The 17,638-nt window shown below is 68.7% G+C and carries 13 protein-coding genes, 1 tRNA gene and 1 pseudogene; 7 read left to right on the top strand and 8 right to left on the bottom strand.

Annotated elements, in window-relative coordinates:
* The first annotated feature begins 5 nt into the window (after positions 1 to 5).
* The gene (locus OG206_RS24620; protein WP_327122391.1) at positions 6 to 950 is read left to right on the top strand and encodes an ABC transporter ATP-binding protein; all 945 of its coding nucleotides are present in this window, start codon (positions 6 to 8) and stop codon (positions 948 to 950) included.
* Positions 947 to 1,663, top strand: coding sequence for an ABC transporter ATP-binding protein (locus OG206_RS24615; protein ID WP_327119648.1), 717 nt, complete (start codon positions 947 to 949; stop codon positions 1,661 to 1,663). The genes OG206_RS24620 and OG206_RS24615 overlap by 4 nt, the downstream gene beginning before the upstream one ends.
* Positions 1,664 to 1,736: 73 nt before the next feature.
* On the opposite strand, the gene OG206_RS24610 is transcribed toward OG206_RS24615, so the two are convergent.
* The gene (locus OG206_RS24610) at positions 1,737 to 2,393 is read right to left on the bottom strand and encodes an ANTAR domain-containing response regulator (RefSeq protein ID WP_327119647.1); all 657 of its coding nucleotides are present in this window, start codon (positions 2,391 to 2,393) and stop codon (positions 1,737 to 1,739) included.
* A 92-nt stretch (positions 2,394 to 2,485) separates the two neighbouring features.
* Between OG206_RS24610 and OG206_RS24605 the strand changes: the two genes are divergently transcribed.
* Together OG206_RS24605 and OG206_RS24600 are read left to right on the top strand one after the other, a co-directional pair.
* A tRNA-Leu gene (locus OG206_RS24605) sits at positions 2,486 to 2,569 on the top strand.
* Positions 2,570 to 2,653: 84 nt separating this feature from the next.
* A pseudogene (locus OG206_RS24600) lies at positions 2,654 to 3,443 on the top strand (helix-turn-helix domain-containing protein).
* A gap of 6 nt (positions 3,444 to 3,449) precedes the next feature.
* Here the strand turns inward: OG206_RS24600 and pyk are convergent.
* Positions 3,450 to 4,883 carry a pyruvate kinase gene (gene pyk / locus OG206_RS24595; protein WP_327119645.1) on the bottom strand — a complete coding sequence of 478 codons (1,434 nt, stop codon included), beginning with the start codon at positions 4,881 to 4,883 and terminating at the stop codon, positions 3,450 to 3,452.
* A gap of 245 nt (positions 4,884 to 5,128) precedes the next feature.
* Here pyk and OG206_RS24590 point away from each other — a divergent pair, with 245 nt between their 5' ends.
* The gene (locus OG206_RS24590) at positions 5,129 to 6,940 is read left to right on the top strand and encodes a bifunctional metallophosphatase/5'-nucleotidase (protein WP_327119643.1); all 1,812 of its coding nucleotides are present in this window, start codon (positions 5,129 to 5,131) and stop codon (positions 6,938 to 6,940) included.
* Positions 6,941 to 7,124: 184 nt separating this feature from the next.
* Here the strand turns inward: OG206_RS24590 and OG206_RS24585 are convergent, their stop codons facing one another.
* The 5 genes from OG206_RS24585 to OG206_RS24565 form a co-directional block, all read right to left on the bottom strand.
* Entirely contained in the window at positions 7,125 to 7,454 is a 330-nt protein-coding gene (locus tag OG206_RS24585; RefSeq protein ID WP_327119641.1) for a hypothetical protein, read from the bottom strand.
* Between the two features lie 128 nt (positions 7,455 to 7,582).
* Entirely contained in the window at positions 7,583 to 9,013 is a 1,431-nt protein-coding gene (locus OG206_RS24580; RefSeq protein WP_327119639.1) for a lysine N(6)-hydroxylase/L-ornithine N(5)-oxygenase family protein, read from the bottom strand.
* The gene (locus OG206_RS24575; protein WP_327119637.1) at positions 9,010 to 10,410 is read right to left on the bottom strand and encodes a pyridoxal phosphate-dependent decarboxylase family protein; all 1,401 of its coding nucleotides are present in this window, start codon (positions 10,408 to 10,410) and stop codon (positions 9,010 to 9,012) included. The genes OG206_RS24580 and OG206_RS24575 overlap by 4 nt, the downstream gene beginning before the upstream one ends.
* A gap of 267 nt (positions 10,411 to 10,677) precedes the next feature.
* The gene (gene pepN, locus OG206_RS24570; RefSeq protein ID WP_327119635.1) at positions 10,678 to 13,230 is read right to left on the bottom strand and encodes an aminopeptidase N; all 2,553 of its coding nucleotides are present in this window, start codon (positions 13,228 to 13,230) and stop codon (positions 10,678 to 10,680) included.
* A 150-nt stretch (positions 13,231 to 13,380) separates the two neighbouring features.
* Complete coding sequence (locus OG206_RS24565; RefSeq protein WP_327119633.1) at positions 13,381 to 13,704, bottom strand: chorismate mutase; 324 nt, start codon at positions 13,702 to 13,704, stop codon at positions 13,381 to 13,383.
* Positions 13,705 to 13,854: 150 nt separating this feature from the next.
* Between OG206_RS24565 and OG206_RS24560 the strand changes: the two genes are divergently transcribed.
* Complete coding sequence (locus OG206_RS24560) at positions 13,855 to 15,663, top strand: glycoside hydrolase family 35 protein (protein WP_327119631.1); 1,809 nt, start codon at positions 13,855 to 13,857, stop codon at positions 15,661 to 15,663.
* Positions 15,664 to 15,669: 6 nt separating this feature from the next.
* Here the strand turns inward: OG206_RS24560 and OG206_RS24555 are convergent, their stop codons facing one another.
* On the bottom strand, positions 15,670 to 16,446 hold the full coding sequence (locus OG206_RS24555) for a S1 family peptidase (protein WP_327119629.1): 777 nt from the start codon (positions 16,444 to 16,446) through the stop codon (positions 15,670 to 15,672).
* A 254-nt stretch (positions 16,447 to 16,700) separates the two neighbouring features.
* Between OG206_RS24555 and OG206_RS24550 the strand changes: the two genes are divergently transcribed.
* Positions 16,701 to 17,606: a hypothetical protein gene (locus tag OG206_RS24550; protein WP_327119627.1), complete on the top strand. Its 906-nt coding sequence runs from the start codon at positions 16,701 to 16,703 to the stop codon at positions 17,604 to 17,606.
* The last annotated feature ends 32 nt before the right edge of the window (positions 17,607 to 17,638 follow it).

Below are 17,638 nucleotides of genomic sequence, written 5' to 3'. Positions count from 1 at the left end.
ACACCATGACGACCACCACCGAAACGACCACCACCCAGACCACCACGACGCCCGTCCTCGACGCCTCCGGCGTCACCATGCGCTTCGGCGGACTCACCGCCGTACGCGACGTCGACCTCAAGGTCAACGCAGGCGAGATCGTCGGACTCATCGGCCCCAACGGCGCCGGCAAAACCACCTTCTTCAACTGCCTCACCGGCCTCTACGTCCCCACCGAGGGCACCGTCCGCTACAAGGGCACCGTCCTGCCGCCCAAGCCCCACCTCGTCACCCAGGCAGGAATCGCCCGCACCTTCCAGAACATCCGCCTCTTCGCCAACATGACCGTCCTGGAGAACGTCCTCGTCGGACGCCACACCAGGACCAAAGAAGGCCTCTGGTCCGCCCTCCTGCGCGGCCCCGGCTTCAAAAGGGCCGAAGCAGCCTCCCACGCACGCGCCATGGAACTCCTCGAGTTCATCGGCCTCCAGGACAAGGCCGACCACCTCGCACGCAACCTCCCCTACGGAGACCAGCGCAAGCTGGAGATCGCGCGCGCACTCGCCAGCGACCCCGGCCTCCTCCTCCTGGACGAGCCCACCGCCGGCATGAACCCGCAGGAAACCCGCGTCACCGAAGAACTCATCTTCGCCATCCGCGACATGGGCATCGCCGTACTCGTCATCGAGCACGACATGCGCTTCATCTTCAACCTCTGCGACCGCGTCGCCTGCCTCGTCCAAGGCGAAAAACTCGTCGAAGGCACACCCGCCGTCGTCCAGGGCGACGAACGCGTCATCGCCGCCTACCTCGGCACACCCTTCGAAGGGGACACCCCCGAGAACGCCGACGCCCCCGCCCCCGCCCCCGCAGAGACACCGGAGACACCGGACACCGCCGAGGCCGAAGCCCCCGAGGCCCAGGCCGACAAGGCGGAGCGCACCACCAGCACAGAAGGGGAAGGCCAGTGACCGCACTGCTCGAGGTCGAAGACCTCAGGGTCGCCTACGGCAAGATCGAAGCCGTCAAGGGAATCTCCTTCAGCGTCGAAGCCGGCCAGGTCGTCACCCTCATCGGCACCAACGGAGCGGGCAAGACCACCACCCTGCGCACCCTCTCCGGCCTCCTCAAGCCCTCCGGCGGCCGGATCCTCTTCGACGGGAAGCCCCTCGCGGGGATCCCCGCCCACAAGATCGTGGCACTCGGCCTCGCCCACTCCCCCGAGGGCCGCCACATCTTTCCCCGCCTCACCATCGCCGAAAACCTCCAGCTCGGTGCCTTCCTCCGCACCGACAAGGCCGGCATCGAGAAGGACATCCAGCGCGCCTACGACCTCTTCCCCATCCTCGGGGAACGCCGCAAGCAGGCCGCGGGAACCCTCTCCGGCGGCGAACAGCAGATGCTCGCCATGGGACGCGCCCTCATGTCCCAGCCCAAACTGCTCATGCTCGACGAGCCCTCCATGGGCCTCTCCCCGATCATGATGCAGAAGATCATGGAGACCATCGTCGAACTCAAGGCGTCCGGCACCACGATCCTGCTCGTCGAGCAGAACGCCCAGGCCGCCCTCTCCCTCGCGGACCAGGGCCACGTCATGGAGGTCGGCAAGGTCGTCCTCTCCGGCACCGGCGCCGACCTCCTCCACGACGAGTCGGTCCGCAAGGCCTACCTCGGCGAGGACTGAACACCCGCCCACACGAAAGGGCCCGCCCACGGAAGAACATCCGGGGCGGGCCCTTTCGTGTACGGCCGATGACCTACTCGGCCGACTTCTTCTTCTCCTCGGCGTCCTCGATAAGCGCCTCGGCCAGCTGCTGCATCGACATCCGGCGGTCCATCGACGTCTTCTGGATCCAGCGGAACGCGGCAGGCTCCGACAGCCCGTAATCCGTCTGCAGAATGCTCTTCGCCCGGTCCACCAGCTTCCGCGTCTCCAGCCGCTGCGAGAGATCCGCGATCTCACCCTCCAGCGCCTTCAGCTCCGCGAACCGCGACACCGCCATCTCGATCGCCGGCACCACATCGCTCTTGCTGAACGGCTTCACCAGATACGCCATCGCCCCGGCGTCCCGGGCCCGCTCCACCAGATCCCGCTGTGAGAACGCGGTCAGCATCAGAACCGGGGCGATCGACTCCTCGGCGATCTTCTCCGCGGCCGAGATCCCGTCCAGCACCGGCATCTTCACGTCCAGGATCACGAGATCCGGGCGGTGCTCCCGGGCCAGCTCGACGGCCTGCTGCCCGTCCCCGGCCTCACCGACGACCGAGTAGCCCTCCTCCTCCAGCATCTCCTTGAGGTCCAGGCGGATGAGCGCCTCGTCCTCGGCGATGACGACGCGGGTCGTCAGCGGCGGGACGTGCGACTTGTCGTCGTCGGCGGCGTCTGCGGGCTGGGGCGACTCGGGCGTGGTCACGGGGCTCCTTGGTGTGGGGCGTACTGCTGCGGAGCAGCCTACCTACCCGCCACCGCCAGCAGTCACCAGGTACACTTCTGTCCGGCTACCCCGCCGGGTTGGCGCAATTGGCTGACGCGGAGGTCTCAAACACCTCTGCCCGAAAGGGCATGTGGGTTCGAATCCCATACCCGGCACTTCAGGCGATGCGGATGCTCACGTTCTCGTGAACATCCGCATTCTGCTACGCATTGCCTCGGAACGTCACACACAGTGTTGCCATGATCTTCCATGGCGCGGAAGTGCGGCAAAACGCCCTCGCCCTTCTGAATTCCGGCATCAGGAGCGCGGAAGTCGCGCGCCGCCTGCAAGTACCTCGCGGCACGGTTTCGTACTGGCTGCACATGGACCGCTCCAAGCGGAACGCCTGTCCGGGCGCACATAACCCCAGCTGTCATCGATGCGACGGTGTCACGCTCGCGGCGTCTGACTACGTCTACCTCCTGGGCCTCTACCTGGGCGACGGCCACATCAGCCAGTACTCACAGCATCGGGTGCCGAACCTCATGATCACTTTGGACGACGCCTGGCCCGGCGTTCAAGCCGAGGCGGAAACGTCGATGCGCAGGGTCTTTCCTGACAACGCCACGTGTCGCGTACGCAAGACCGGCTGCCACAACATCAAGGTCTACTCGAAGCACCTGCCCTGCCTGTTTCCGCAACACGGACCGGGCCGGAAGCACGAACGGAAGATCGAACTGGAAGCGTGGCAACAAGAACTCGTCGATGCGGACCCCCTGGGCGCTCGTTCGCGGACTCGTTCACTCCGACGGTTGCAGGATCACCAACTGGACGACACGAGTGGTCGGCGGAGAGCGCAAGCGATACGAGTATCCGAGGTACTGGTTCACCAATGTCTCGGACGACATCCGCCGGCTCTACACCGACACCCTGGACAAGCTTGGTGTCGAGTGGACGCACTGCACCCGCGCGGGCAAGGAGTACAACATCTCCGTAGCCCGACGGGCGTCCGTAGCGCTCATGGACGCTCACGTCGGGCCGAAGTACTGACGACCTCTACTTCGGGCTGTCGTCCTCGCCGATGTGGTGCACCCGTACCAGGTTCGTCGAGCCGGCGACTCCGGGCGGGGACCCCGCCGTGATGACCACGACGTCGCCCTTCTTGCAGCGCCCGATCCGCAGCAGTTCCTCGTCCACCTGCGCCACCATGGCGTCCGTCGAGTCCACGTGCGGTCCGAGGAAGGTCTCGACGCCCCACGTCAGGTTGAGCTGCGCGCGGGTGGCCGGGTCCGGGGTGAAGGCGAGGAGCGGGATCGGGGAGCGGTAGCGGGAGAGGCGCTTGACCGTGTCGCCGCTCTGGGTGAAGGCCACGAGGAACTTGGCGCCGAGGAAGTCGCCCATCTCGGCCGCAGCGCGTGCGACGGCGCCGCCCTGGGTGCGGGGCTTGTTGCGGTCGGTGAGGGGCGGGAGACCCTTGGCGAGGATGTCCTCCTCGGCGGCCTCGACGATGCGGGCCATGGTGCGGACGGTTTCGACGGGGTACTTGCCGACGCTGGTCTCGCCGGACAGCATGACCGCGTCCGTGCCGTCGATGACGGCGTTGGCGACGTCCGAGGCTTCGGCGCGGGTGGGGCGGGAGTTGTCGATCATCGAGTCGAGCATCTGGGTGGCGACGATGACCGGCTTGGCGTTGCGCTTGGCGAGTTTGATGGCGCGTTTCTGGACGATGGGGACTTGTTCCAGGGGCATTTCGACGCCGAGGTCTCCGCGGGCGACCATGATGCCGTCGAAGGCGGCGACGATGTCGTCGATGTTGTCGACGGCCTGGGGTTTTTCGACCTTGGCGATGACGGGGAGGCGGCGGTCCTCCTCGTCCATGATGCGGTGGACGTCGTCGATGTCGCGTCCGGTGCGTACGAAGCTGAGGGCGATGATGTCGGCGCCGGTGCGGAGGGCCCAGCGGAGGTCGTCGATGTCCTTTTCGCTGAGGGCGGGGACGGAGACGGCGACGCCGGGGAGGTTGAGTCCCTTGTGGTCGGAGACCATGCCGCCTTCGATGACGGTGGTGTGGACGCGGGGTCCGTCGATGCCGGTGACTTCGAGGGTGACGCGGCCGTCGTCGATGAGGATGCGTTCGCCGGTGGTGACGTCGGTGGCGAGTCCGTCGTGGGTGGTGCCGCAGGTGTGGCGGTCGCCTTCCATGGGTTCGACGGTGATGGTGAAGTCGTCGCCGCGTTCAAGGAGTACGGGGCCTTCGGCGAAGCGGCCGAGGCGGATCTTCGGGCCTTGAAGGTCGGCGAGGATTCCTACGCTGCGGCCGGTTTCTTCGGAGGCTTTGCGTACGTGGCGGTAGCGCTGTTCGTGTTCGACGTAGGTGCCGTGGCTGAGGTTGAGGCGGGCGATGTCCATTCCCGCTTCGACGAGTGCCTTGATCTGCTCGTATGTGTCGGTTGCGGGTCCCAGGGTACAAACGATTTTTGCTCGTCGCATGGTTCGAGCCTAGACCTTACCTATGGGTAGGTATTTGTCTCTGCATGACTTTCCAACGGCCCTTGTGTGACTGGCTATTGACAATTGTTGAATTGTGCGGCGGCGCGCTCCGATGAGCGCGCGCGGGGGTGGGGTGGGGGCGCCGGGCGGCCTGGTCATCAGATCGAAACCTGTTGGGGGTGTTGCGGGTGGTGAGGGCTGGGCCAGAATCTACGCGCGTTGTTCGCTCGAACGAGGAGTCAAGGATGCCGTTGAACCGCAGGACGTTTCTGGGCCGGTCGGCCGTTGCCGGTGCCGGTGTGGCGCTGGCGGGAGGGGTCGGTGCCGGGTCGGCGGCGGCCTCGGAGCCGCGTGGGCACGGTCATGGCCGTCCGGCGAAGCGGTACTCGTTCACGGTGATGGGGACGACGGATCTGCATGGGAACGTCTTCAACTGGGACTACTTCACGGACAAGGAGTTCGACGACAAGGCGCACAACGATGTGGGCCTGGCGAAGATCTCGACGTTGGTGAACGAGATCCGTGAGGAGCGGGGGCGCGGCAACACGCTGCTGATCGATGCGGGTGACACGATCCAGGGCACGCAGTTGTCGTACTACTACGCGAAGGTCGATCCGATCACTGCGCGGCGTGGTCCGGTGCATCCGATGGCGCAGGCGATGAACAAGATCGGTTATGACGCGGCTGCGCTCGGTAACCATGAGTTCAACTACGGCATTCCGGTGTTGCGCAAGTTCGAGGAGCAGTGTGATTTTCCGCTGCTGGGTGCGAACGCGCTGGATGCGAAGACGTTGCGGCCGGCGTTCGCGCCGTATGTGATCAAGCGGGTGCGTACGCCGCATGGTCGTGATGTGCGTGTGGCGGTGCTGGGGTTGACGAATCCGGGTATCGCGATCTGGGACAAGGCGAATGTCGGTGGGAAGATGGTGTTCCCGGGTCTTGAGGAGCAGGCGGCGAAGTGGGTGCCGAAGCTTCGTTCGATGGGTGCGGACGTGGTGATCGTTTCTGCGCATTCGGGTTCGTCGGGGACGTCGTCGTACGGGGATCAGCTGCCGTACGTCGAGAACGCGGCGGGTCTGGTGGCGGAGCAGGTGCCGGGGATCGACGCGATTCTGGTGGGTCACGCGCATTCGGAGATTCCCGAGTACTTCGTGACGAACAAGGAGACGGGGAAGCGGGTCGTTCTCTCGGAGCCGTTGAAGTGGGGGCAGCGGTTGACGTTGTTCGACTTCGACCTGGTGTGGGACAAGGGCCGCTGGGTGGTCGAGAAGGTCGGCGCTTCGGTGCTGAATTCGAACACGGTGGCGGAGGACGCGCGGATCACGTCGATGCTCGGGGACGAGCACAGGAAGGTCGTGGCGTACGTCAACCAGGTGATCGGTACGTCGGTGGCGGCGATGTCGACGGTGGATGCGCCGTGGAAGGACGAGCCGGTCATCGATCTGATCAACCTGGTGCAGGCGGAGACGGTGAAGGCGGCGCTGGCGGGTGGGGAGTACGCGGCGTTGCCGGTGCTGTCGCAGGCGGCGTGTTTCTCGCGTACGGCGGCGATTCCCGCGGGTGAGGTGACCATCAAGGATGCTGCGGGCTTGTATCCGTTCGAGAACACGCTGGAGGCGCGGCTTCTCACGGGTGCGCAGTTGAAGGACTATCTGGAGTTCTCGGCGAGGTACTACGTGCAGACGGCTGCGGGGGCTCCGGTGGATACGTCGAAGTTGACGAATGCGGAGAACATTCCGGATTACAACTATGACGTGGTGTCGGGGGTGTCGTACGACATCGATATCGCGAAGCCGGCCGGGTCGCGGATCGTGGGGTTGTCGTTCGAGGGGGCGCCGGTGGATCCGGCGGCGCAGTTCGTGTTCGCGGTGAACAATTATCGGGCGAGTGGCGGGGGTAATTTCCCGCATGTTCCGGGTTCGAAGCAGTTGTGGGCGAATTCGGATGAGATCCGGAACACGATCATCGGTTGGGTGAAGGCGAAGGGTTCGGTGGATCCGGCGGAGTTCGCTTCGGTGGACTGGCGTCTGACGCGTGAGGGTGTGCCGGTGTTCTAGTTTTGCTCGTCGATGGGTCCTCGCCGGTTCTGCCGGCGGGGACCCAGTGCGTTTCGGGGCGTGTGCGGGTGATGCTGGATGCGTGCGTGGCGTCGGCTCTGGGGCGCACCGGGCTGGTCGCAGGTGAGGGGGGGTGTGGCCCGCCTGCCCGTCGGTGTGGTGGCCATGGGGCAGGCGGGGTGGCTCAGATGGTGACGCAGATGCCGTCTTCGATGACTCGGCCGTCGCGTTCCAGGGCTCCGCAGACGAGGCTGGCGTTCGCCTGTTCGTAGCCCACGGCCCAGCGGTGGCTGGCGGCTGCGACCCTTCCGGAGCGGAATTCTCCCCAGTAGGCGCGCAGTGTGCCGGAGTTTCCGTCCCTGGTCTGGACGGTGATGTCCTGTACGAACCTGTTGTGGTGGGCCGTCATCACGCAGATGTACTGCCCGCACTGGCTGTCGACTGCGGCGTTCGCGGGGGCGGCGGCGATCAGGGACAGGGCGCCGGCTGCGAACAGGGTTGCGAGCTTCCTCATGTTGATCATGCTTGCTCAACGATCATGCGGCACATTCGTGACGGCTCGTGGTGAAGCTTCGCCGTCCCTGAGCGGGAGGGTGCGGGTGGGCCTAGCTGATCCTCGCTGATGCGGGCGTCACTGCCTTGTCACTGCCCTTGCGCGAGAGGGGTGAGCGGGCTGCCTTGTCCGGGGACGGCGGGGGCGGCCCGGGGGGTGAGGCCGAAAGTGGTGAAGGCGGTGCGCTGCGGTAGGGGGTAGGGGGTGGTTCCGGTGAGGTTGTTGAGGATGGTGGCGCTGCGCCAGGCGGCGAGGCCGAGGTCGGGGGCGCCGACTCCGTGGGTGTGGCGTTCGGCGTTCTGGACGTAGATGTTGCCGGTGAGGGCGGGGCCGAGGTCGAGGCGGAAGTCGGTGTGGATGCGGGGGCGTCCCTGGGTGTCGCGGCGGATGTGGGGGGCGATGCCGGTGAGGAGGGTGTCGAGGGGGCGTTCGCGGTAGCCGGTGGCGAGGACGACGGCGTCGGTGGTGAGGCGGCTTCGGGTGGCTTGCTGGGTGTGTTCGAGGTGGAGTTCGATGCGGTTTCCGCTGCCGGTGATGCGGCCTGCGGTGCGGACGCTGACGCCGGGGGTGAGGGTGGCGTCGGGCCAGCCGCCGTGGAGGGTGCGCCGGTAGAGCTCGTGGTGGATGGCGGAGATGGTGTCGGTGTCGATGCCTTTGTGGAGTTGCCATTGCTGGGGGACGAGGCTGTCGCGTACGTGCTCGGGGAGTGCGTGGAAGTAGTGGGTGTAGTCGGGGGTGAAGTGTTCGAGGCCGAGTTTTGAGTACTCCATGGGGGCGAAGGCCTGGGTGCGGGCGAGCCAGTGGATTCTTTCGACGCCTTGGGGGCGGGCGCGGAGGAGGTCGAGGAAGATTTCGGCGCCTGACTGGCCGGAGCCGATGACGGTGATGTGGCCGGCTTCGAGGAGTTGTTCGCGGTGGTGGAGGTAGTCGGCGGAGTGGATGACGGGGACGCCGGGGGCTTCTGCGAGGGGTCGGAGGGGTTCGGGGATGAAGGGGGCGGTGCCCACGCCGAGGGCGATGTGGCGGGTGTGGGTGTGGCCGTGGGTGCGGGTTTCGCCGTCGGGGCCGAGGTGGGTGTAGTCGACTTCGTAGTGGGAGTGGTCGGTGTTCCAGCGGATGGAGTCGACCTGGTGGTTGAAGTGGATGGTGGGGAGTTGTTCGCTGACCCATCGGCAGTAGGCGTCGTATTCGGCGCGGTGGATGTGGAATTGCTCGGCGAAGTAGAAGGGGTAGAGGCGGTCGCGGGTGCGGAGGTAGTTGAGGAAGGTCCAGGGGCTGGTGGGGTCGGCGAGGGTGGTGAGGTCGGCGAGGAAGGGGACTTGGAGGGTGGCGCCGTCGATGAGGAGGCCGGGGTGCCAGTGGAAGGCGGGGCGTTGCTCGTAGAAGGCGGTGGTGAGGGGCTGGTCCGCGGTGGTGGGGATGCCGTGGGCGAGGGCGGCGAGGGAGAGGTTGAAGGGGCCCAGGCCGATGCCGATGAGGTCGTGGGGCCGGTCGCCTGCGGGGGTGGTCCGGTCGGTCATCGGGGTGTGCTGCCTTCCTTGGTGGCGCTGGTGTGGGCGTGGGTGACGTGGTCGAGGAGGCGTTGGAGGTCGGTGGGGGTGGTGTGGGGGTTGAGGAGGGTGGCTTTGAGCCAGAGGCCGTTGTGGGTGCGGGCGCGGCCGAGTACGGCGTGGCCTTGGTCGAGGAGGGTGCGGCGGATGGTGGCGACGGTGGTGTCGTCGGTGTGGGTGGGGCGGAAGAGGACGGTGCTGATGGTGGGGCGGTCGTAGAGGTCGAGTGCGGGGTGTTGGTGGATGAGGTCGGCGAGGTGGTGGGCGGTGGCGATGGTGCGGTCGATGAGGTCGGCGAGTCCGTCGCGGCCGAGTGCTTGGAGGGTGACGGCGATTTTGAGGGCGTCGGGGCGGCGTGTGGTGCGCAGGGAGCGGCCGAGGAGGTCGGGGATGCCGGCGTCGGTGTCGTCGTCGGCGTTGAGGTAGGGGGCGTGGTGGTGGAGGGGGTGGAGGTCGTGGTGGTGGGGGACGGCGAGGATGCCGGCTGATGCGGGTTGCCAGCCGAGTTTGTGGAGGTCGAGGGTGACGCTGTGGGCGCGGTGGAGGCTTTTGAGGGTGTGGCGGTGGGTGGGGCTGAAGAGGAGGGGTCCGCCGTAGGCGGCGTCGATGTGGAGTTCGGCGCCGTGGGTGGTGGTGAGGTCGGCGATGTCGGTGAGGGGGTCGATCTGGCCGGTGTCGGTGGTGCCTGCGGTGGCGGTGACGAGGAGGGGGCCTTGGAGTCGGGTGAGGGCGTTGTGGAGGGTGAGGGGGTCGATGGTGCCGGTGGGGGTGGGGATGATGACGGGTTCGGGGAGGCCGAGGAGCCAGGCGGCGCGGGTGATGCTGTGGTGGGCGTTGGCGCCGCAGATGGCGCGGACGGGGCCGTGGCGTTCGCGGGCGAGGAGGAGGGCGAGTTGGTTGGCTTCGGTGCCGCCGGTGGTGATGAGGGCGTCGGGGTGGGGGGTGTGGGGGTAGATCTCGGTGGCGAGTGCGGTGGTGAGGGCGGTTTCGAGGGCGGAGGCGGCGGGTGCCTGGTCCCAGGAGTCCATGGAGGGGTTGAGCGCGGAGGCGGCGAGGTCGGCTGCGGCGGCGAGGGCGAGGGGTGGGGTGTGGAGGTGGGCGGCGCAGTGGGGGTGTGCGGGGTCGGCGGCGCCTTCTGCGAGTGCGGTGACGAGGGTGCGCAGGGCGTGGTGGGGGCCGGTTCCGTGGTCGGGGATGAGGAGGCCGGTGGTGTGGTGGAGGTGTTGGGTGACGTGGTCGGGGCCGCCGGCGGGGAGGGGGCCGTTGCGCCGGGTGGCGCCTTCGTGGAGTGCGGCGAGGACGGTGTCGAGGAGGGGGCGCAGGTGGGTGGGGCCGGCGGTGCCTCCGGCGAGGGGTGGGGTGGGCATGGGTGGTGTGGTCCTTCGGGTGTGCGGGCGGTGATGTCAGCTTGTCCGGTTTGCGGAGGGGGCGGCCGAAGAGCCCAACGATCTGAACCCGAAAGGGGTACTGCTGTCCGGTGTGGGTGAGGTGGGGGGTGTGGTGCTGGTAAGGGAGTTCGCTGTTCGCATGGCTGTGCCCGGCCCTTCGGGTGAGGGGCCGGGCACGGTGTGCGGGGGTGCTGCGTACGGCGGGTGCCGTGGGTGAGTGGGCGTGGCGAACGGCGGGTGCCGTGGTCAGTGGGCGTTGCGTACGGCGAGTGCGCGGCGGAGGTCGTCGAGCTGGTCGGTGAGTTTGCGGCGGAGTGCGGGGGTGAGCGCGGGGTCGTTCAGGGCGTCGGTGCCGAGCTTGAGGCTCTGGGGGTCGACGGCGTGGACGGGGAACGCGTGGCGTCCGGCGGCTTCGGCGATGGCGGGGCCCCGGCGGGTGGCGAGTGCGGTGGCGTCGGGGTAGTAGCGGGCGATGTAGTCATGGGTGAGTTCGTGCTGTTCGGGTTGCCAGAAGCCTTGGGCGGTGGCGGTGAAGAGGTAGTTGGACAGGGTGTCGTCGGTGAACATGGCGTGCCAGGCGGCGGCTTTGGCTTCGGGGGTGGGCAGGGCGGCGCGGCAGCGGGCGGCGCCTTCCTGGCCGGTGGCGCTGGGGTCGGTGTCGAGTTCTCGGGCGATGGCGGTTTCGTCGGTGGCGCCGAGGACGGCGAGGCGGGTGAGGATGCGCCAGCGGAGTTCGGGGTCGAGTTCGGGTCCGCCGGGGACGGTGCCTTCGGCGAGCCAGTCCTGGATGGTGTCGGGTTGGGTGGCGGCGTCGATGAAGTGGCGTACGGCGGTGAGGCGGAGGCCGGGGTCGGGGCTGCCGGGGCGGGTGGTGTCCTGGCCCTGTTCCCAGTCCTTGGGGGTGAGGCCTTCGGTGCGGCGCAGGAGGTCGCGGCAGAGGGAGATGAGGGTGGTGAGGGCGGTGTGCCGGTCTTCGGGTGGGAGGTAGCGGCCGGCGATGTGGGTGGAGGCGAATTCGAGTACGCCGTGGACGAGGGCGAGGTCGGTTTCGTAAGGGAGGTGGGTGCGGGCGGCGGTGAGGTGGACGGTGGGGTGGAGTTCGCCGTCGCGGACCATGTCGCGGGCGGTGTTCCAGATCAGGGCGCGGGTGAGGGCGTCCGGGATGCCGGAGAGGTGGGTGAGGGCAGTGTTCCAGGAGTCGGGGTCGAGGCGGATCTTGGCGTAGGTGAGGTCGTTGTCGTTGAGGACGACGAGGTCGGGGCGGGTGCCGGGCAGGGTGGTGGGGGTGTCGTCCTGGGGGATGTCGAGTTCGAAGCGGTCGCGGAGGATGAGCTGTTCGGTGCCGGTCTGGGTGTCGAGGCTGTGGTCGTAGGCGCCGACGGCGATGCGGTGGGGGCGGTTGCCGGCGTGGTCGACGGTGAGGTTCCAGCTGTGGCCGGTGTTGTCGGCGTGGGCGGTGAGGGTGTCGGCGCCTGTGGTGCGGAGCCAGGCGGCGGCCCAGGTGTGGACGTCGCGGTCGGTGGCGGTGGCGAGGTTGTCGATGAAGTCGGCGAGGGTGGCGTTGGCGAACTTGTGCCGGGCGAAGTGGGTGTTGATTCCGGCGAGGAAGTCCTTCTCGCCGAGCCAGGCGACGAGCTGGCGGAGTGCGGAGGCGCCCTTGGCGTAGGAGATGCCGTCGAAGTTGAGGAGGGCGGAGGCGGTGTCGGGGACGGCTTCGGGGTCGGGGGCGACGGGGTGGGTGGTGGGGCGTTGGTCGGCGTCGTAGCCCCAGCCCTTGCGGGAGACGCCGAAGTCGGTCCAGGTGTCGGTGAAGCGGGTGGCTTCGGTGAGGGTCTGGTAGCCCATGTACTCGGCGAAGGACTCGTTGAGCCAGATGTCGTCCCACCAGGTGAGGGTGACGAGGTCGCCGAACCACATGTGGGCCATTTCGTGGGCGATGACCATGGCGCGGGTCTGGCGTTCGGTGTCGGTGACGGCGGAGCGGTAGATGTATTCGTCGCGGAAGGTGACGAGTCCTGGGTTCTCCATGGCGCCGGCGTTGAATTCGGGGACGAAGGCCTGGTCGTAGGAGTCGAAGGGGTAGGGCTCGTCGAACTTCTCGTGGTAGCGGTCGTAGCAGTCGCGGGTGATGCCGAGGATTTCGTCGGCGTCGGCGTCGAGGTGGGGGGCGAGGGAGCGGCGGCAGTGGATGCCGAAGGGGAGGCCGGCGTGGGTGGTGGTGACCGAGTGCCAGGGGCCGGCGGCGACGGCGACGAGGTAGGTGGAGATGGGTGGGGTGGGGGCGATGGTCCAGCGGCCTTCGGTGTCCTGGGTGGTGGTGCCGTTGCCGAGGACGGTCCAGGCGGGGGGTGCGGTGACGGTGATGTCGAAGACGGATTTGAGGTCGGGCTGGTCGAATGCGGCGAAGACGCGCTGGACGTCGTCGAGGAAGAGCTGGGAGTAGACGTAGGTCTCGCCGTCGGCGGGGTCGGTGAAGCGGTGCATGCCTTCGCCGGTGCGGGAGTAGCGCATGGTGGCGTCGACGGTGAGTTCGTGGGGGCCGGGGGTGAGGCGGTCCAGGGGGTAGCGGTTGCCGTCGAGGCGTTCGGGGGCCAGTGGTCGTCCGTCGAGGCTGAGTGAGCGCAGCGTCTCCGGCTTGATCTCGAAGAAGGTGTCTCCGGCGGTGTGGGCGGTGAACCGGATGACGGTCCGGGAGCCGAAGGTCTCCTCGCCCGTGGTGAGGTCGAGGTCGACGGTGTACCGGTCTACGTCGAGGAGCTGGGCGCGGGTCTGCGCTTCTTTGCGCGTCAGTACGGACATGGCGCCCATGCTGCCGTACGGCTGCCGGGCTGTGCAGTGGGGTTCTCGCAGGGCTGACGGGCTGGTGGCGGGGCCGGGCGTGGGGGCTGCGGGGCCGGGGGCCGGGCCGTGGGGTCTGCGAGGCGGGGGTGCCGCGTGGCGGGCAGGGGGTCAGTCCTCGGTGCCGGCGGATTCCTCGGCGATGCGCTCGTGGTGGCGGATGACCTCGGCGACGATGAAGTTCAGCAGCTTCTCGGCGAAGGCGGGGTCGAGCCGGGCGCTTTCGGCGAGCTGCCTGAGCCGGGTGATCTGGCGGGCTTCGCGGGCGGGGTCGGCGGGCGGCAGGTGGTGCTGGGCTTTGAGGTGGCCGACCTGCTGGGTGGCTTTGAAGCGCTCGGCGAGCATGTGGACGACTGCGGCGTCGATGTTGTCGATGCTTTCGCGCAGCCGATTCAGTTCGGCGGTGACGTGCGCGTCCGTGTTGCTCGTGGTCATGGTCGACGAGCTTAGACGTAACGCTGGGTGGGTGGCCGGGGTGGTGTCGGTGGCCGGTGGGCGGGTCCCGGGGTCGGGGATGGACCGTGGGCCGGTGGGCGGCGATGCTGTGGGCCGTTACGGATCTCGGACACAGGGGTGATGCGCGCGATGACTGACTTCGCTGTGGTGGGCGACGATTTCCTTCTCGACGGGAGGCCGGTGCGGTTGTTGTCGGGGGCGATGCACTACTTCCGGGTGCATGAGGCGCAGTGGGAGCACCGGTTGTCGATGCTGCGGGCGATGGGCCTGAACTGCGTGGAGACGTATGTGCCGTGGAATCTGCACGAGCCGCGGCCGGGGGTGTTGCGTGACGTGGGGGCGCTGGGGCGCTTTCTGGACGCGGTGGGGCGGGCCGGGCTGCTGGCGATCGTGCGTCCGGGGCCGTATATCTGCGCCGAGTGGGAGAACGGGGGGCTGCCCGCGTGGGTGACGGGCCGGTTCGGCCGGCGGGTGCGGACGAGGGACGCGGAGTACGGGGCCGAGGTGGAGCGCTGGTTCGGGGAGTTGCTGCCTCAGGTGGTGCGGCGGCAGGCGGGGCGGGGTGGCCCGGTGGTCATGGTGCAGGTGGAGAACGAGTACGGGAGTTACGGCTCGGACGGGGTGCATCTGGAGTGGCTGGCAGGTCTTCTGCGGCGCTCCGGGGTGACGGTGCCGTTGTTCACGTCGGACGGGCCGGAGGATCACATGCTGACGGGGGGTTCGGTGCCGGGTGTGCTCGCGACGGCGAATTTCGGTTCGGGGGCGCGGGAGGCGTTCGGGGTGGTGCGCCGTCATCGGCCGGCCGGGCCGTTGATGTGCATGGAGTTCTGGTGCGGCTGGTTCGGGCACTGGGGTGCGGAGCCGGTGGTGCGGGATGCGGCGGAGACGGCGGAGGCGTTGCGGGAGATTCTGGAGTGCGGGGCGTCGGTGAATGTGTACATGGCGCACGGGGGGACGAATTTCGCGGGGTGGGCGGGGGCGAACCGGGCGGGTGAGCTCCATGACGGGGAGTTGTCGGCGACGGTGACGTCGTACGACTACGACGCGCCGGTCGATGAGTACGGGCGGGCGACGGAGAAGTTCTGGCGGATGCGGAAGGTGCTGGAGGAGTACGCGGACGGTCCGCTGCCGGGGTTGCCGCCGGAGCCGGTGGGGTTGCGGGAGCCGGTGCGGGTGGCGTTGACGGGGGGTGTACCGCTGGCGGGGGTGCTGGAGGTGCTGGGCGATCCGGAGACGGCGGAGTCGGGGGTGGCGCCGACGTTCGAGGAGCTGGGGGTGGATCGCGGTCTGGTGCGGTACCGGGTGGCGGTGCCGGGGCCGCGGCAGGCGTATCCGCTGGGTGTGGTGGGTCTGCGGGACCGGGCTGTGGTGTATGTGGACGGGGTGCGGGCGGGGGTGCTCACGGAGGAGGAGCACACGCTCGCCGGTCCGGTCGCGGGTCCGGCCGAGGTGGAGTTGTGGGTGGAGTCGCTGGGGCGGGTCAACTACGGTCCGCGGCTGGGTGAGCCGAAGGGTGTCACGGGCGGGGTGCTGCACGAGCGGCAGTATCTGCACGGGGTGCGGGCGCGGGCGCTGCGGCTGGATGCGTTCGACGAGCCGGGTGCGGTGGGGCGGGTGCGGTTCGGGGCGCCGGGGGAGGCGGGGACGACGGGCCTGTTCCGGGGGTCGTTCGACGTGGCGGATGCGGCGGGGACGGGGCACGCGGGGCTGGAACTGCCGGGCTGGACGCGCGGGTTCGTGTGGGTGAACGGCTTCTGCCTGGGCCGGTACTGGTCGGTGGGGCCGCGGCGGCCGCTGTACGTTCCGGGGCCGGTGCTCCGCGAGGGTGCGAACGAGGTGTGGGTGCTGGAGCTGGAGGGGGCCGGGGACCTGTTCGTGGAGCTGGGTCCGGGGGCGCCCGTCAGGCCGGGCGCCCCCGGGGGCGTTGTTTCGGGGTGATCGGTGTCAGAGGGTCGCGGCGGCCGACGCGATGGCGGAGGCGAAGGTGGACACCTGGGTGTAGACGCCGGGGTAGTTGGGCCGGGCGCAGCCCTGGCCCCAGCTGACGATGCCGACCTGGATCCATGCTCCGGCGTTGTCCTTGCGGAACATGGGGCCGCCGGAGTCGCCCTGGCAGGTGTCGACGCCGCCGGTGCCGACGTACCCGGCGCAGATCTCCTCGCCGGCTACGAGGTCGTTGCCGTAGGCCTGGCGGCAGGTGGCGTCGGAGACGTAGGGGACGGTCGCCTTGAGGAGGTAGCGCTGCTGACCGCCGCCTTCGGTGGCGGCGCCCCAGCCGGCGATGGTGAAGGTGCCGGTGTCGTAGGCGGTGGTGGTGGCGATCTTCAGGGTGGGCTGGTTGATGGGCTGGGCGAGCTTGATGAGCGCCCAGTCCTTGCCGACGCCGTTGTAGCCGGGTGCCTGGAGGACCTTGGTGGAGCGGACCTTGACGGCGGAGGGCGACTGGAGGTCGACGACTCCGGCGGTGGCGGTGATGGAGGTGTTGTTGCCGGATCCGCTGACGCAGTGGGCTGCGGTGAGCACGACGGTCGGGCTGTAGAGGGCGCCGCCGCAGCCCATGGAGAGCCTGACCATGAAGGGGAATTCGCCCTGGGCGGCGCGGGTTCCGCCGACGACGGGAGCGGGGGCGGCGGTGGAGGCCGAGGGCTGGAGGCTGAGGGCGGCGAGGGCGACCGCTGCTATGACGGAGCATCTCTTGAGGGTGCGCAGAAGCTGCTTCACGAGTTGGCCTGCTTTCGGGTGGGGGGTCCGGTGGAGGTGTTGCTGCAGGCGTGCGGGCGTACGTGTCCAGGTCAGCGGGCACGACCGCGCCATTCTCGGCATGCTCCCGACAAGAACGCCCCGATTATCGGGAAGCCGTCACCGCTGCCACAAGGCAGGGTTTCCGGCCAAGATCCTTCACCGCCCCGGGCCGCCTCCCCCGCCAACCGGCCTACAGTGAAGCTCCGCTGAGCGTCGTCGATGGAGGGCCTGACGTGAGTGACGGCAGGAACGGCGACGGCGGGGTCGTCCACGGGTTCCCGCACCTGGACGCGGTCCGGTCCGCGATCACCGCGCTCTACCGGCGCGTCTCCCCCGAGGGTGTGCACACCTACGCCACGAGCCTCGCCCCGGCCGACGCGGCCTTCTCCGACGTGGACGATCTGCACCTCGGCGCCCAGCGGGTGGCCGCCGCTCTCGTGGGCCACCTGCGACTGCCGCAGGCCCGCGTCGTCGTCGGCTTCCGACGCATGGAACACGCGGCGAGCGTCGAACTCACCGCGGGACCCGAGTACTTCATCGAACTCAACGACCGTTTCCGCACGCACCGCAGGGACATCGGGGCGGCCCTCGCGCACGAGATCACCCATGTGCTGCTGCACCGGCTCGGCCTGGAAATGCCCGGCACCCGCGACAACGAGATCCTCACCGACACGGTGACGGCCTACCTCGGCGCGGGCTGGCTCCTGCTGGACGCCTTCCGCCAGGACGCGGTGTCCAGCCAGAAGCTCGGCTATCTGACGCCCGAGGAGTTCGGGTACGTGCTCGCCAAGCGGGCGCGGGTCTTCGGCGAGGACCCCTCGGTCTGGTTCACCAGCCCACAGGCGTACACCGCGTACACCGAGGGGCGGGCCGAGGCACTGCGGGACCTGCGGCAGCCGCCGTTGACGGCCGCCGGGTGGGCGGCCAGGCGCCGCTACGCCAAGGACCGCCGTGACGCCGGGGCTGCCCCGGGCTCCGTCCGGGACCCGTCCGTGCCGTACGCCTTCGAGCGCGGGGCGGACGGGCTGCGGGTGTCGTTCCCCTGCCCCACCTGCCACCAGCGCGTCCGCGTCCCGGTCCGGGGCAGGACACGGGCCAGGTGCGGGCTGTGCCGCACGGTCCTGGAGTGCGACACCTGATCCGGCGGCTCCGGTCCGGACGGTCGTAGGGT

The sequence above is a fragment of the Streptomyces sp. NBC_01341 genome, assembly GCF_035946055.1.
Taxonomy (GTDB): Bacteria; Actinomycetota; Actinomycetes; order Streptomycetales; family Streptomycetaceae; genus Streptomyces.
The sequence above is the reverse complement of the archived record's forward strand: the minus strand, read 5'-3'. Positions and strand labels throughout refer to the sequence as shown.